The sequence below is a fragment of the Candidatus Sodalis sp. SoCistrobi genome (genome assembly GCF_900143145.1).
Lineage (GTDB): Bacteria > Pseudomonadota > Gammaproteobacteria > Enterobacterales > Enterobacteriaceae > SoCistrobi.
In genome coordinates this window covers 1-16,015 of the sequence record NZ_FRDB01000043.1, presented here as the reverse complement: position 1 = coordinate 16,015, position 16,015 = coordinate 1, and the positions used below count along the sequence as shown (strand labels likewise).

Genomic DNA, 16,015 nt, shown 5'->3' with positions numbered 1-16,015 from the left:
TGCTCATGCTGAGTTTCCAGCACTAGATTAACTGCCCGTTCACGGACTTCCGGAGAGTAACGTTTGGTCGTTGTCATAGAGACCTCCACTTTTAAAGTATAGACTCTAATTTATCCGGGGTGATTCAATAACCAGCGCGAGAACATTCAAAAGCAACTGCTGGCCGGCGCACCCAGGCGCAAGATATTGATACCTTGCTTCGTCAGGGACAGCACACCGCCGGCGGCCAGGAGCTGATCCTGGAAGCCAAAAAACACGATCTGTATAAAAATATCGGGGAAAAGGTGCTGCCGCTTTACGTCAAGGGGCTGGAAAAGGTGTCAGCAATGTTAGACCGGGTAAACGCCTTTTTTGCCCGACATCAACAGGCGGCGAAGGTGCTCACCGTGACCGCTGCCAGCTTTGGCCTGCTGCTGTCCGTCGGCGGCGCATTAACCCTGGCGCTGGCCTCACTGCTGGGGCCTGTCGCCCTGCTGCGTTATGGCTTCAGCCTGTTAGGTATCAAAGGCAGCGGTGCCTTTTCTCTGCTGTCCAAGGCGATACGCGCTACCGCCACGGCAGGTCGCGTGATTCTGGTGGGTGCCCTCCGGCATAATTGGCACCGCCATTGTCTGGCTGGGGCGCCTGATGTTCGCTAACCCGATCCTGGCAATCATTGGCGTCATCGCCGGCGCGGCGGTGCTGATATGGCAAAACTGGGATACCCTTGGGCCAAAATTCAAGGCGCTATGGGAGTCCGTCAGCCAGACGACGCGGGAAAAATGGCAGGCTATCCAGGATTATTTACAGGCGCTGCCTGGCCGGTTTAAGGATTTTGGTACCCGTATCATCGATAGCCTGATGGACGGCATCAATGAAAAATGGCAGGCGCTGAAAAGCAAACTGACCTCGCTCACCGACTACCTGCCGGACTGGATGAAGGGCAATACCACCGTGCAGGCGACTGCCGCGCTGCATCCGCTGGCAAACTACGCCGGCGAGCATGACAGGGGCGGGCGTATCCCGGGCGGGCGCTTTGGTCTGGTGGGCGAATATGGCCCGGAAATCATCAGTGGCCCGGTCAATGTCACCAGTCGCCGCGCTACCGCCAGCCTGGCCGCCGCCGCCCTGATGATGGGCGGCATGTCGTCCGCCCTGGCTCAGGCGCCGCTGCATCCCTACAGCCTGCCGGCCAGCCATTACCGCGCCCAGCAGGGCACGGTGGCCCCCGCTGGCGGCGTGACCCGCATCAGCATTGAGGCGCCCATTCAGATCGTGGCGCAGCCGCACCATAGCCCGCAGGATATCGCGCGGGAGGTGGCCCGCCAGCTTGACGCCCGTGAACGCCAGGCCCGCGCCCGCGCTCACAGCCGTTTTGAAGACCGCGAGTAAACAACGATGATGATGGCATTAGGCATGTTCGTTTTTATGCTGCACACCGTGCCCCTATCAGGAATTTCAGCACCAGATGGCCTGGCGTCACCCGTCCAACAGCCGGATAGGGCGCCGCCCGCAGAGCCAGTTCCTCGGCCCGGATGAAGAAACCGTCACCCTGAGCGGTGTCCTGTTGCCGGAAATCACCGGCGGGCGCGTCTCGCTCATGGCGCTGCAAAAGATGGCGGAAACCGGTAAAGCCTGGTCGCTGATTGAAGGTAACGGGGCTATCCATGGCATGTTTGTGATTGAAAGCCTGAGCCGCACCAAAAGCGTGTTCTTCGCCGACGGCGCCGCGCGGCGCATAGAATTTACCCTGACGCTTAAACGCACCGATGAAAACCTCAAAGAGATGTTCGGTGAACTGTCGCAGCAGCTTAACGACCTGAGCGGCGCACTCTCCGACACCGTAGGCAGGCTGCTATCATGAGCCTGTCGGCCTTGCTGGATAGCACCACCGGCGGCCATACCCCGGACTGGCGCCTGAGTGTTGACGGCGTCGATATCACCGGCAACATAGCGCATCGCCTGATGTCATTAACCCTGACGGATAACCGGGGCTTTGAGGCGGACCAGCTGGATATTGAACTGGATGACAGCGACCGGAGTTTGCTATTGCCCAGGCGTGGGGCTAACGTTGCACTGTCTCTCGGCTGGAAGGAAACCGGGCTGATAAATAAAGGCACCTTTACCGTCGATGAAATCGAGCACAGCGGCGCCCCCGACCGGCTGACGATACGCGCCCGCAGCGCTGATTTTCGCGCCTCGCTCAACGTCCAGCGCGAAGCGTCTTACCATAACACCACCCTCGGCGATGTGGTGAAGACGCTCGCCGCCCGACATAAGCTGACGCCGGTGATAAGTCAGGCGATGGCCCGCACCAAACTGGCCCACAGCGACCAGAGCCAGGAATCAGACGGCAGCTTCTTAACGCGACTGGCAAGGGAACATGGCGCGGTGATGGCGGTTAAACAAGGGAAAATGCTGTTTTTTAAACAGGGGCAGAACCAGACCCTGAGCGGTAAACCGCTTCCGGCGCTGACAATTACCCGTCAGCAGGGAGACAGTCACACTTTCACGCTCACCGATCGCGACGCCTATACCGGCGTGGTGGCGCACTGGCTCAATACCCGCCAGGCCAAACCCGAGACGGTCAGCGTCAGACGCAAGCGGAAAAAGCGCTCCGCCAACACAGAAAAACAGGGCGACTATCTGATAGGCAGTGAGGAAAACGTGCTGGTTTTGCGCCACACCTACGCCTCAAAGCACAATGCTGAACGGGCTGCCAGAGCGAACTGGGAGCGGCTGCAACGCGGTGTCGCCACCTTCGCCATCACGCTGGCACGCGGCCGCGCCGAACTCACCCCCGAAATGCCGGTCAGGGTCAGCGGCTTTAAAAAAGAAATCGACCAGGCCGCCTGGACGCTGGTTACCGTGACGCATACGCTCAATAGCAGCGGATTTACCACCGCCTTGGAGCTGGAGGTAAAAATCGATGCGCTTGAAATGGAATGAGAAAAACGGAAATGCTACACTGACCGCTACCACCGACCTTAGTCGGGTGCGTGATGGAGAGCACTCACGCCATGATGCATTGCCCCCTTTGCGGCCAGGCCGCCCATACCCGTACCAGCCATTACATTACCACCACCAAAGAGCGCTACAATCAATGTACCAACATTAATTGTGGTCACACCTTTATCACACATGAAACCTTTACCCGTTCCATCTGTGTCCCCCGACAGGTAGATCCCGCACCACCCCCACCCAGGCCAGAGCGGTCAGGGAATGCTACAGTTTGGATAGTTTGCCCAAAAAATCATAAGCAACTGTGATAAAGAAAAAGCCCCGGAAACTGGGGCCTTTTGGTCAAAGATGGACGTTATCTGGACACTGAGAAATTAAATCCTTTTATTTTCAATGCATTGCCCTTTAATTTAACGCACCCGAAGGAGCGGTGTTAGCTTCGCCAGCGGCGTGGAACGCTATCGACAATCAGTCGTCGTTGCCGCCCAGACCCGCATTCAGCAGTTCAGCCAGATTGGCGGAAGCTTCATCGGCGGTAATCTGCGGCGCGGCCGGCGCTTCGCACTGCTGACGATGGCGGGCGCGTTCCTGATGATAAGCGTAACCGGTACCGGCCGGGATTAACCGTCCGACGATGACGTTTTCCTTCAGGCCGCGCAGTTCATCGCGCTTCCCGGCCACGGCGGCTTCGGTCAGCACGCGCGTGGTTTCCTGGAACGACGCTGCGGAGATAAACGACTCCGTGGCCAGCGAGGCTTTGGTGATACCCAGCAGATCGCGCATATAGGTCATTTCCACCTTGCCGTCGATTTCCAGCTGACGGTTGGCTATCTTAATGCGCGAGTATTCCGCCTGTTCGCCTTCCAGGAACTCCGAGCTGCCGCTGCTGGCGATCGTGGCTTTACGCAACATCTGACGAACGATAACTTCGATGTGTTTATCGTTGATCTTCACGCCCTGCAGACGGTAGACGTCCTGGACTTCGTTGACGATGTAGCGGGTCACCGCATGGACGCCACGCAGACGCAGGATGTCGTGCGGCGATTCCGGGCCATCGGAAATCACATCACCGCGCTCGACGCGTTCACCTTCAAATACGTTGAGCTGACGCCATTTCGGGATCATCTCTTCGTAAGCGTCGCTGCCGTCTATCGGCGAGATAACCAGGCGACGTTTGCCTTTGGTTTCTTTACCGAAGGAAACGATACCGCTGATCTCGGCCAGAATTGCCGGCTCTTTCGGACGACGGGCTTCAAACAGATCGGCAACGCGCGGCAGACCACCGGTAATATCCTTGGTACCGCTGGTTTCCTGCGGCAGACGCGCCAGCGTATCACCGCCGGTGATTTTGGCGCCGTCTTCCAGCTGGACGATCGTTTTGCCCGGCAGGGAGTACTGCGCCGGCATATCGGTGCCCGGCAGCAGCACATCGTTTCCGTTAGCGTCGACAATACGCAGCGCCGGACGCAGATCTTTACCCCCACCGGTACGTTCGGCGGTGTCCAGTACCACGATAGAGGACAAACCGGTCAGTTCGTCGGTCTGGCGGGTAATGGTCTGGCCGTCGATCATATCGGTGAAGCGGACGAAACCGTCGACTTCGGTGATAACCGGCATGGTATGCGGATCCCAGTTGGCAACGGTTTCGCCGCCCATGATCTCCGCGCCGTCGCCTTTCGCCATCACGGCGCCGTAAGGCACCTTATAGCTTTCTTTGGTACGGCCGAATTCGTCAATCAGCTTCAGCTCGGTGTTACGCGAGGTGATCACCAGCTTACCGCTGCCGTTCACCACGAACTTGGCGTTGCTAAGACGGATGGTCCCTTTGTTTTTCACCTGAATGCTGGATTCCGCCGCGGCACGGGACGCGGCCCCGCCGATGTGGAATGTACGCATGGTCAGCTGGGTGCCGGGTTCGCCGATGGACTGCGCGGCGATAACTCCGATGGCTTCGCCCTTGTTTACCAGATGCCCACGCGCCAGATCGCGGCCGTAGCAGTTGGCGCACACGCCGAAATCGGTATCGCAGGTCACGACCGAACGCACCTTGACGCTGTCGACGGAGTTTTCTTCCAACACGTCACACCACTGCTCGTTCAGCAGGGTATTACGCTCGACCAAAATATCCGCAGTGCCCGGTTTCAGGACATCTTCCGCCGTAACGCGGCCCAAAACGCGCTCGCGCAGCGGCTCTTTAACGTCGCCGCCTTCGATAACCGGCGTCATCACGATACCGGCGAAGGTGCCGCAGTCGTCCTCGGTCACCACCAGATCCTGCGCCACGTCAACCAGACGACGGGTCAGGTAACCGGAGTTCGCGGTTTTCAGCGCGGTATCCGCCAGACCTTTACGTGCACCGTGGGTGGAGATGAAGTACTGGAGTACGTTCAGACCTTCACGGAAGTTAGCGGTAATTGGCGTCTCGATGATCGAGCCATCGGGCTTGGCCATCAGGCCACGCATACCGGCCAGCTGACGAATCTGCGCCGCCGAACCACGCGCGCCGGAGTCGGCCATCATAAAGATGCTGTTAAACGAGACCTGACGCTCTTCCACGCCGTCACGGTTAATCACGGCTTCGGTAGACAGGTTGTCCATCATCGCTTTGGCGACGCGCTCGTTGGCCGCGGCCCAAATATCGATAACCTTGTTATAACGCTCACCGGCGGTGACCAGACCCGACTGGAACTGCTCTTGGATCTCGGCAACTTCGGCTTCGGCTTCATCGATAATTTCGGCTTTCTTCGCCGGGATCACCATATCGTCGATGCCGACGGACGAGCCGGAACGGGCGGCGTAGGCGAAACCGGTGTACATGATCTGGTCGGCAAAGATAACGGTCGGCTTCAGACCCAGCACGCGATAGCAGGTATTGAGCATCTTGGAGATGGCTTTTTTACCCAACGCCTGGTTCACCAGCGAGAACGGCAGCCCCTTCGGCACGATCATCCACAGGATAGCGCGGCCGACGGTGGTATCCACCAGATGGGTGGTTTCCACCCACTCGCCGTTGTCGCGTTTCTCATGCTCGGTGATACGCACTTTGACGCGCGCATGCAGCTCGGCCACGCCGGCGCGGTAAATGCGTTCCGCTTCTTTCGGCCCGGTCAGCACCATGCCTTCGCCCTTGCCGTTGACGCGATCACGGGTCATATAATACAGACCCAGCACGACGTCCTGGGACGGCACGATAATCGGCTCGCCGTTGGCGGGCGACAGGATGTTGTTGGTCGACATCATCAGCGCGCGCGCTTCCAACTGAGCTTCCAGCGTCAGCGGCACGTGGACCGCCATCTGGTCGCCGTCGAAGTCGGCGTTGTACGCCGCACACACCAGCGGGTGCAGCTGAATGGCTTTACCTTCAATCAGTACCGGCTCAAACGCCTGGATCCCCAGACGGTGCAGCGTCGGCGCACGGTTCAGCATGACCGGGTGCTCGCGGATCACCTCGTCGAGGATATCCCATACCACGGCTTCTTCGCGCTCGACCATTTTCTTGGCCGCTTTGATGGTGGTCGCCAGACCACGCAGCTCCAGCTTGCCGTAAATGAAAGGCTTGAACAGCTCCAGCGCCATTTTCTTCGGCAGACCGCACTGATGCAGACGCAGGTACGGACCTACGGTAATTACTGAACGGCCGGAATAGTCGACACGTTTACCGAGCAAGTTCTGGCGGAAGCGACCTTGCTTACCTTTGATCATGTCGGCCAGGGATTTCAGCGGACGCTTATTGGAGCCGGTAATGGCACGGCCACGACGGCCGTTATCCAGCAGCGCATCGACCGCTTCTTGCAGCATACGCTTTTCGTTGCGCACGATGATATCCGGCGCGGCCAGATCCAGCAGACGCTTCAAGCGGTTGTTACGGTTGATCACCCGGCGATACAGATCGTTCAGATCCGAGGTCGCAAAGCGGCCGCCATCCAACGGGACCAGCGGACGCAGATCCGGCGGTAGTACCGGCAACACGGTCAGGATCATCCATTCCGGCTTATTGCCGGACTGCACGAAGGCTTCCAGCAGCTTAATGCGCTTGGTCAGCTTTTTGCGCTTGGTTTCCGAGTTGGTTTCTTCCAGCTCTTCGCGCAGCTGCTCGCATTCCTGCTCCAGATCCATGTTTTTCAACAGCGCCTGGATCGCTTCGGCGCCCATCTTGGCGTCGAATTCGTCACCAAACTCTTCCAGCGCGTCCAGATACTGCTCTTCGGTCAGGATCTGACGGCGCTCAAGGTTGGTCATGCCGCCTTCAACCACGACATAGGATTCAAAATACAGCACGCGTTCGATATCGCGCAGCGGCATATCCAACAGCAGACCGATACGGGACGGCAGCGATTTCAAAAACCAGATGTGGGCAGTGGGCGAAGCCAGCTCGATATGGCCCATACGCTCACGGCGCACCTTGGTCTGGGTCACTTCAACGCCGCATTTCTCACAGATAACGCCGCGGTGTTTCAGACGCTTGTACTTACCGCACAGGCATTCATAGTCTTTTACCGGCCCGAAAATACGGGCGCAGAACAGACCATCGCGCTCCGGTTTAAAGGTGCGGTAGTTAATGGTTTCCGGCTTTTTCACTTCGCCGAACGACCAGGAACGGATCATGTCTGGCGACGCCAGCGCAATTTTGATCGCGTCAAACTCTTCGGTCTTAGTCTGCGCTTTCAGAAACTTAAGTAAATCTTTCACGGCTTGGCTCCTGTCGGAGTTGGATCTGTTAGGCGCCTGAAACGCTCAGGCGCCCTTATTACCAGTGCGAATCGCACCCGGGCGGAAAAATCAGTCTTCTTCCAGCTCGATATTGATGCCCAGCGAGCGGATTTCCTTCAACAAGACGTTAAAGGATTCCGGCATACCGGGTTCCATCGTGTGATTGCCATCCACGATGTTTTTGTACATCTTGGTGCGACCGTTAACATCATCCGACTTGACGGTAAGCATTTCCTGCAGAGTGTAGGCCGCGCCGTAAGCTTCCAGCGCCCACACTTCCATCTCCCCGAAGCGCTGGCCGCCGAACTGCGCCTTGCCGCCCAGCGGCTGCTGGGTAACCAGGCTGTAAGATCCGGTGGAACGCGCATGCATCTTGTCATCAACCAAATGGTTGAGTTTCAGCATGTACATATAGCCCACCGTCACCTGGCGCTCGAACTGCTCGCCGGTGCGGCCGTCAAACAAGGTGATCTGACCGGAGGTCGGCAGGCCACCAAGCTGCAGCAGCTGCTTGATCTCTGTTTCCTTGGCGCCGTCGAACACCGGCGTGGCGATCGGCATCCCTTTCTTCAGGTTCTCCGCCAAACGCAGCACTTCCTCATCGGAGAAGGTGTTGAGATCCACTTTCTGGCGCACGTCGTCACCCAGGTTGTACGCCTTCTGGATGAACTCGCGCAGCTTGGACACTTCTTCGTGCTGCTTCAGCATGGCGTTGATCTTGTCGCCGATGCCTTTTGCCGCCATACCCAAATGGGTTTCCAGAATCTGGCCGATGTTCATACGCGACGGTACGCCCAGCGGGTTCAGAACGATGTCCACCGGCACGCCGTTTTCATCGTAAGGCATATCTTCGATCGGGTTTATTTTGGAGATAACGCCCTTGTTACCGTGACGTCCCGCCATCTTGTCGCCCGGCTGGATCTGACGTTTCACCGCCAAATACACTTTGACGATTTTCAGCACGCCCGGAGCCAGGTCATCGCCCTGGGTAATTTTACGGCGCTTGGCTTCCAGCTTCTTCTCGAACTCGTGCTTAAGCTCGTCATACTGCTCGGCGAGCTGTTCAAGCTGATTCTGCTTCTCTTCGTCGGCCAGGCCCAGTTCCAGCCAGCGCTCGCGGGTAAGCTTATCCAGCTTCTCCGCTTCGATGCCGCCAGAGATCAGGACGTCGCGAATACGGGCAAACAGACCGGCTTCAAAGATCTGCAGTTCTTCGGTCAGGTCCTTTTTGGCCTGCTTAAGCTGCATTTCCTCGATTTCCAGCGCGCGCTTGTCTTTCTCCACGCCGTCGCGGGTAAATACCTGCACATCGATAACGGTACCGGAAACACCGTTCGGCACGCGCAGCGACGAATCTTTCACGTCGGAGGCTTTTTCACCGAAGATGGCGCGCAGCAGTTTCTCTTCCGGCGTCAGCTGGGTTTCCCCTTTCGGCGTCACCTTACCCACCAGAATATCGCCGCCGGTCACTTCCGCGCCGATATAGACGATACCGGACTCATCCAGCTTGGAGAGCGCGGCTTCACCCACGTTCGGGATGTCGGCGGTAATTTCCTCAGGCCCCAGCTTGGTGTCGCGGGACACGCACGCCAGTTCCTGAATATGGATGGTGGTGAAACGATCTTCCTGCACCACGCGTTCGGAGACCAGCATTGAGTCTTCAAAGTTGTAGCCGTTCCACGGCATGAACGCGATACGCATATTCTGACCCAGCGCCAGCTCACCCAAATCGGTGGACGGACCGTCAGCCAGCACGTCGCCGCGCTCAACCGGCTCACCCAGCGAGACGCAAGGCGTCTGGCTGATACAGGTGTTCTGGTTGGAACGGATATATTTGGTCAGGTTATAAATATCGATGCCCGCTTCACCCGGATACATTTCATCCGGGTTGACGTTAATCACGATACGGGAGGCGTCCACGTACTGCACCGTGCCGCCGCGTTTCGCCACGGCGGTCACGCCGGAGTCAACGGCGACCGCACGTTCCATACCGGTGCCGACCAGCGGCTTGTCGGTACGCAGCGTCGGCACCGCCTGACGTTGCATGTTCGCACCCATCAAGGCACGGTTGGCATCGTCGTGCTCCAGGAACGGGATCAGCGAGGCGCCGACCGAGACCACCTGCTGGGTGGAAACGTCCATATAGTCGACCTGATCGCGGCTGAACAGGCTCGATTCGCCTTTGCTGCGGCAGGTCACCAGATCGTCAACGAAACGGCCGTCGTCGCCAAGGTTGGTGTTGGCCTGTGCGATAACGAAGTTGCCTTCCTCAATCGCCGACAGATAATGGATTTCGTCGGTAACCACACCGTCTTGCACGCGGCGATAAGGCGTTTCCAGGAAACCGTACTCGTTGGTCTGCGCATACACGGACAGCGAGTTGATAAGACCGATGTTCGGCCCTTCAGGGGTTTCGATGGGGCACACGCGCCCGTAATGGGTCGGATGCACGTCGCGCACTTCAAAGCCCGCGCGCTCGCGGGTCAGACCGCCCGGGCCCAACGCGGAAATACGGCGCTTGTGGGTAATCTCGGACAGCGGGTTGTTCTGGTCCATGAACTGCGACAGCTGGCTGGAGCCGAAGAACTCTTTCACCGCCGCCGAAATCGGTTTGGCGTTGATCATATCCTGCGGCATCAGGGTATCCAGATCGCCTAAAGACAGACGCTCTTTCACCGCGCGTTCTACGCGCACCAGACCGACGCGGAACTGGTTCTCCGCCATTTCACCCACCGAACGGATACGGCGGTTGCCCAGGTGGTCGATGTCATCGACTTCGCCTTTACCGTTACGAATATCGATGAGCTTCTTCATCACTTCAATGATGTCGTCTTTGCTCAGGATACCGGAACCTTCGATCTCTTCACGCAGTAGCGAACGGTTAAACTTCATCCGGCCGACCGCGGACAGATCGTAACGATCTTCCGAGAAGAACAGGTTTTCAAACAGATTTTCAGCCGCTTCGCGGGTCGGCGGCTCGCCGGGGCGCATCATGCGGTAGATTTCCACCAGCGCGCTCAGGCGATCGCTGGTCGGATCGACGCGCAGCGTCTCGGACATGTAGGCGCCGTGATCCAAATCGTTGGTGAACAACGTTTCGATACGTTTATGGCCCGCCTGGCTCAGTTTGGCCAGCAGGTCCAGCGTCAGTTCCATGTTGGCGGGGACGATGATTTCACCGGTATTTTCATCGATGTAATCTTTTACCACCACCTTGCCGATAATGTATTCGACAGGGACTTCGATCTGCGCGACGCCGTCTTTTTCCAGCTGGCGAATGTGGCGCGCGGTGATGCGGCGGCCTTTTTCGACATAGACGGTGCCGTTGGCCTCGATATCAAACGAGGCGGTTTCACCACGCAAGCGCTCAGGAAGCAGCTCCATCTGCAGCTTTTTGTCGTGAATTTCGTAAACCACTTTGTCGAAGAACGTATCCAGGATCTGGCCGGTGCTGTAGTTCAGCGCGCGCAGAATAATGGTCGCCGGCAATTTGCGGCGGCGGTCGATACGGACGAACAAGTTGTCTTTCGGGTCGAACTCGAAATCCAGCCACGAGCCGCGGTAAGGAATGATACGCGCGTTGTACAACACTTTACCGGAGGAGTGCGTCTTACCCTTGTCGCTGTCAAAAAATACGCCAGGGCTGCGGTGCAGCTGGGAAACGATAACACGTTCGGTACCGTTGATGACAAAGGTGCCGTTGTCGGTCATGAGCGGGATTTCGCCCATGTAGACTTCCTGCTCCTTGATGTCTTTTACCGTACCTTCCGGCGCTTCGCGCTCGTAAATGATAAGGCGCAGCTTGACGCGCAGCGGTGCAGAAAACGTCACCCCGCGGATCTGGCACTCTTTGACATCAAAGACAGGCTCGCCCAGACGGTAACTGACATATTGCAGTTCCGAGTTGCCGCTGTAGCTCTGTATGGGGAATACGGAACGGAAAGCCGCTTCCAGACCGTACTGACCTTCCGGATCTTGCTCGATAAACTTCTGAAACGAGTCAAGCTGGATAGATAGGAGATAGGGAATGTCCAAAACCTGCGGACGTTTTCCGAAGTCCTTACGAATGCGTTTTTTTTCGGTATAGGAGTAAACCATAGGGTTCCTCAGCTAGCTGACAAGTCGACCAACTCTGTCCGCCCTACTAGGACAGTACATGCAACGCCATTTATCACGATCGGAGAATCGATATCCTCTCCGCAATACTTGTTTCTATCACTCTTAAATCATTTCGCTGCACTTTGCTGAACCAGGGAGGCTCGGCAGGCGATGCAGTATATTAAGGCGTCGATAGAAATAAATATTAAGGTTAATCAGTAGCTAAATGGTGTTAAACGCCACTGATGCCCTACAGCGCAAAAAGGCTGGTGACCAAAAAGCCACCAGCCATCAGCCTAATTCAGGCTGCAACCTGGAAGGTTAACTTATTTAACCTCAACAGAAGCACCGGCTTCTTCCAGGGCTTTCTTCAGTGTTTCCGCGTCATCTTTGCTCACGCCTTCTTTCAGGGTGGCAGGTGCGGATTCAACCAGGTCTTTGGCTTCTTTCAGGCCCAGACCGGTAGCGCCGCGCACGGCTTTGATGACGGCAACTTTGTTGGCGCCGATGGCGCTAAGCACAACGTCAAACTCGGTTTTTTCTTCTACAGCTTCAGCCGGGCCTGCGGCAACGGCTACAGCGGCAGCGGCGGAAACGCCGAATTTTTCTTCCATCATGGAGATCAGTTCAACGACGTCCATGACGGACATTTCGGCAACTGCGTCCAGAATTTGTTCTTTAGTGATAGACATAACAAGTGTTCCTAGAATTCAGAAAGTGTTTATACGTTTGCAATTGCTTCAGAATAAAACCGGCGCTTATGCCGCTTCTTTCTGATCGCGCAGTGCGGCCAGCGTGCGAACCAGTTTGCCTGCAGAGGCTTCTTTCATGGCCGACATCAGGCGGGCGATTGCTTCTTCGTAAGTTGGCAAAGTGGCCAGGCGATCGATCTGCGACGCCGGGATAACTTCACCTTCAAAGGCTGCGGCTTTAACCTCAAATTTTGCATTGTCTTTGGCGAAGGCCTTGAACAAACGAGCGGCTGCGCCCGGGTGTTCGTGAGAAAATGCAATCAGGGTCGGACCGACAAACGTGTCTTTCAGGCACTCGAAAGGAGTACCTTCAACGACGCGGCGCATCAGCGTGTTGCGAACAACGCGCATGTAAACACCGGCTTCACGACCTGCTTTACGCAGTTCAGTCATTTTATCTACCGTAACGCCACGGGAATCCGCGACAACGGCAGACAGCGCGCCTTTGACTACTTCGCTGACTTCAGCAACAATCGCTTGTTTGTCTTGAAGATTTAATGCCATTAGCTTGTGCTCCTGGATTTAGCCGGGGAAACCCCCGGAACTCACTTCACATACCGTCACAGCGACGGTAAGCGTCGACATACGGTGAGCAGAATCCAGCAAACGAATATGTTATTCAGGCTCTGCCACCGTCTACGCAGGAAAATTAAGTGCTGTAACACACACCTGCGGTCTTGGACGGAGGCTTGGATAGGCCAAGCTCCAACCGAAAAAATCTGTTTGTTACGCCTGCGGTTAAAAGGAAACCGCCCCGGCGAAACTTCGGGCGTTAGATTCTAGACAAAACCAACGCCCGCGTAAAGCAATAATTATGCGGTGGTGGTGGACAGACCGCTTTGATCCACGGCGACACCTGCGCCCATGGTCGTCGACAGGCTGACTTTCTTGATGTAAACGCCCTTGGCCTGCGTCGGTTTGGCTTTTTTCAGCGCGACCAGCAGAGCTTCCAGGTTTTCTTTCAATTTGTCAGAGTCGAAGTCCACTTTACCGATGGTGGTGTGGATGATGCCGTTTTTGTCGTTGCGATAGCGCACCTGACCGGCTTTGGCGTTTTTAACCGCTTCAGCGACGTTCGGGGTGACGGTGCCGACTTTCGGGTTCGGCATCAGGCCGCGCGGACCGAGGATCTGGCCCAGCTGGCCGACAACACGCATCGCGTCTGGAGAAGCGATAACCACGTCGAAGTTGAACTCGCCTTTTTTGATCTGGTCAGCCAGATCATCCATGCCGACCAGGTCCGCGCCGGCGGCTTTCGCCGCTTCCGCGTTGGCGCCCTGGGTAAACACGGCGACGCGCACGCTGCGGCCGGTACCGTGCGGCAGCACGGTGGCGCCACGGACGTTTTGATCGGATTTACGGGCATCGATGCCCAGATTGACGGCAACGTCGATGCTTTCTACAAATTTGGCGGTGGCCAGTTCTTTCAGCAACGCGACGGCTTCGTTGATATCGTACTGCTTGGTGGAATCAACTTTATCGCGGATGACGCGCATGCGCTTGGTCAGTTTAGCCATTTCTTAATCCTCCACTACCAGGCCCATGGAACGCGCGGTACCCGCAATGGAGCGGGACATCGCTTCCACGTCGGCACCGGTCATATCAGCCGCTTTGGTTTCCGCGATTTCACGGACCTGCGCGCTGGTCACTTTACCGACTTTGTCTTTATTCGGCTTACCGGAACCGGATTTGATGCCTGCGGCTTTCTTCAGCAGCACGGCGGCCGGCGGGGTCTTGGTAACGAAAGTGAAAGAACGGTCGGAGTACACGGTGATAACAACCGGAATCGGCAGCCCTTTTTCGATGCTCTCAGTTTTGGCATTGAAGGCTTTGCAGAATTCCATGATGTTAACGCCCTGCTGACCCAGGGCCGGGCCTACCGGCGGACTCGGGTTTGCCATGCCTGCAGCAACCTGCAGTTTGATATGGGCTTGTACTTTCTTGGCCATGTTGATTTCCTCTAATGGGTGCTCGCCGGTGAAGGCTCCCCGTGAATAAGCGTTTACACGCACTAAGACGCATAAAAACGAAAGGCGCGAAATTTTAGATTAATTTCGCGCCTCGAGCAAGCAAAAATGTGGTGGGTGACTCAGCCCTTCTCGACCTGACCGAAATCCAGCTCTACCGGTGTGGCGCGACCAAAGATCGAGACCGACACCTTCAGGCGGCTTTTTTCGTAATCCACCTCTTCCACCACGCCGTTGAAGTCGGCAAAGGGACCATCGCTGACGCGGACCAGCTCGCCCGGCTCGAAGAGGGTTTTCGGCCGTGGCTTGTCGCCGACCTGCTGCAGGCGGTTCATAATGGCGTCAACTTCTTTATCGCTGATTGGCGCAGGCCGATCCGAAGTGCCGCCGATGAAGCCCATGACGCGCGGTACGCTGCGCACCAGATGCCAGCTGGCGTCGTTCATCACCATCTGCACCAGGACATAGCCCGGGAAGAACTTGCGCTCGCTTTTGCGACGCTGGCCGCCGCGAATTTCGACCACCTCTTCCGTTGGCACCATGACTTCGCCAAACAGCTCTTCCATATCATGAAGTTTGATATGTTCGCGAAGGGACTGCGCTACGCGTCCCTCGAAACCGGAAAACGCCTGAACGACGTACCAGCGTTTTTTTGGAGCTTCGGACATCTTAGAACCTCAGGCCAGTAATAAACGATACCACACGGACCAGAATGCCATCCAGCCCCCACAGAATCAGTGACATCACGGCGGTCACCGCGGCGACGATTAACGTGGTATGTAACGTTTCCTGGCGGGTCGGCCAAATCACTTTACGTACTTCGGTGCGCGCTTCACGCGCAAACGCAACGGTGGACTTGCCTTTGGCAGTCATCATGGCCACACCGCCCGCGATAGCGATAATAAGCACGACAGCCAGCGCTCGCAGCAGCAAGTGGTGATCGCGGTAATAATAGTTACCGACAATAGCCACGACCAACAGAATCGCGACGACTAACCACTTAACCACTTCCAGGCCACGCCCGCTTCCTTGAGCTTCGGTATTCGCACTCATAAAAAAAACCTGTCACATAGGATTCAGACAAACAACTTATCAGCCCCGCAAAGCATGAGGCTACCAATCGAAGTATGCCCTGAATGAGCAACATTACCTCGAAGTTTTACGCCACAGAACAAGAGCCCATCTCACCAATGATTATGACTTAAAATCGCTGATGAGATAGGTTCTCTGTCACAGCGTAGAAAAAGGGCATCAAATGATGCCCTTTAACCGCATGTCGCGTCAAATGGTTATTCGACAAATGTCGGCATTTGCCGGCTTAAGCGATAACTTTGGCAACAACGCCGGCGCCAACGGTACGGCCACCTTCGCGGATAGCGAAACGCAGGCCGTCGTCCATGGCGATCGGAGCAATCAGGTTAACAACCATCTTGATGTTGTCGCCAGGCATCACCATTTCAACGCCTTCCGGCAGTTCGATGGTACCGGTCACGTCAGTGGTACGGAAGTAGAACTGCGGGCGGTAGCCTTTGAAGAACGGCGTGTGGC

12 protein-coding genes and 3 pseudogenes are annotated in these 16,015 nt (G+C 56.7%); 5 read left to right on the top strand and 10 right to left on the bottom strand.

What is annotated here, in order from left to right:
• Positions 1-194: 194 nt before the first annotated feature.
• The 4 genes and pseudogenes from CINSTRO3249_RS04850 (at position 195) to CINSTRO3249_RS04835 (ending at position 2,928) form a co-directional block, all read left to right on the top strand.
• The gene (locus tag CINSTRO3249_RS04850) at positions 195-638 is read left to right on the top strand and encodes a hypothetical protein (RefSeq protein ID WP_074012418.1); all 444 of its coding nucleotides are present in this window, start codon (positions 195-197) and stop codon (positions 636-638) included.
• Positions 628-1,371 (top strand): hypothetical protein, encoded by a 744-nt coding sequence (locus CINSTRO3249_RS04845; protein WP_074012417.1) that lies wholly within the window; start codon positions 628-630, stop codon positions 1,369-1,371. The genes CINSTRO3249_RS04850 and CINSTRO3249_RS04845 overlap by 11 nt, the downstream gene beginning before the upstream one ends.
• A gap of 6 nt (positions 1,372-1,377) precedes the next feature.
• A pseudogene (locus CINSTRO3249_RS04840) lies at positions 1,378-1,843 on the top strand (phage tail protein).
• On the top strand, positions 1,840-2,928 hold the full coding sequence (locus tag CINSTRO3249_RS04835; protein WP_074012416.1) for a phage late control D family protein: 1,089 nt from the start codon (positions 1,840-1,842) through the stop codon (positions 2,926-2,928). The pseudogene CINSTRO3249_RS04840 and the gene CINSTRO3249_RS04835 overlap by 4 nt, the downstream one beginning before the upstream one ends.
• A gap of 38 nt (positions 2,929-2,966) precedes the next feature.
• Here the strand turns inward: CINSTRO3249_RS04835 and CINSTRO3249_RS17555 are convergent, their stop codons facing one another.
• Positions 2,967-3,122, bottom strand: coding sequence for a hypothetical protein (locus CINSTRO3249_RS17555; RefSeq protein ID WP_254304295.1), 156 nt, complete (start codon positions 3,120-3,122; stop codon positions 2,967-2,969).
• Here CINSTRO3249_RS17555 and CINSTRO3249_RS04830 point away from each other — a divergent pair.
• Positions 3,054-3,219: pseudogene (locus CINSTRO3249_RS04830) on the top strand (ogr/Delta-like zinc finger family protein). The gene CINSTRO3249_RS17555 and the pseudogene CINSTRO3249_RS04830 sit on opposite strands and share 69 nt — an antisense overlap.
• 189 nt (positions 3,220-3,408) lie before the next feature.
• Here CINSTRO3249_RS04830 and rpoC read toward each other — a convergent pair.
• The 9 genes and pseudogenes from rpoC to tuf form a co-directional block, all read right to left on the bottom strand.
• The gene (gene rpoC / locus CINSTRO3249_RS04825; protein WP_074012414.1) at positions 3,409-7,629 is read right to left on the bottom strand and encodes a DNA-directed RNA polymerase subunit beta'; all 4,221 of its coding nucleotides are present in this window, start codon (positions 7,627-7,629) and stop codon (positions 3,409-3,411) included.
• A 90-nt stretch (positions 7,630-7,719) separates the two neighbouring features.
• The gene (gene rpoB / locus CINSTRO3249_RS04820; protein ID WP_074012413.1) at positions 7,720-11,748 is read right to left on the bottom strand and encodes a DNA-directed RNA polymerase subunit beta; all 4,029 of its coding nucleotides are present in this window, start codon (positions 11,746-11,748) and stop codon (positions 7,720-7,722) included.
• Positions 11,749-12,074: 326 nt separating this feature from the next.
• The gene (gene rplL / locus CINSTRO3249_RS04815; protein WP_074012412.1) at positions 12,075-12,440 is read right to left on the bottom strand and encodes a 50S ribosomal protein L7/L12; all 366 of its coding nucleotides are present in this window, start codon (positions 12,438-12,440) and stop codon (positions 12,075-12,077) included.
• A gap of 66 nt (positions 12,441-12,506) precedes the next feature.
• Positions 12,507-13,004, bottom strand: a complete 498-nt coding sequence (rplJ, locus tag CINSTRO3249_RS04810; protein ID WP_074012411.1) for a 50S ribosomal protein L10 — start codon at positions 13,002-13,004, stop codon at positions 12,507-12,509.
• A gap of 308 nt (positions 13,005-13,312) precedes the next feature.
• A complete protein-coding gene (rplA, locus tag CINSTRO3249_RS04805) occupies positions 13,313-14,017 on the bottom strand; it encodes a 50S ribosomal protein L1 (protein WP_074012410.1) in 705 nt (234 codons plus the stop codon).
• 3 nt (positions 14,018-14,020) lie between these two features.
• Positions 14,021-14,449 (bottom strand): 50S ribosomal protein L11, encoded by a 429-nt coding sequence (gene rplK, locus CINSTRO3249_RS04800; protein ID WP_074012409.1) that lies wholly within the window; start codon positions 14,447-14,449, stop codon positions 14,021-14,023.
• 140 nt (positions 14,450-14,589) lie between these two features.
• The gene (nusG, locus tag CINSTRO3249_RS04795; RefSeq protein WP_056777953.1) at positions 14,590-15,135 is read right to left on the bottom strand and encodes a transcription termination/antitermination protein NusG; all 546 of its coding nucleotides are present in this window, start codon (positions 15,133-15,135) and stop codon (positions 14,590-14,592) included.
• Position 15,136: 1 nt separating this feature from the next.
• Positions 15,137-15,520, bottom strand: a complete 384-nt coding sequence (gene secE, locus CINSTRO3249_RS04790; RefSeq protein ID WP_074012408.1) for a preprotein translocase subunit SecE — start codon at positions 15,518-15,520, stop codon at positions 15,137-15,139.
• Between the two features lie 265 nt (positions 15,521-15,785).
• Positions 15,786-16,015: pseudogene (tuf, locus tag CINSTRO3249_RS04785) on the bottom strand (elongation factor Tu); the annotation flags it as partial.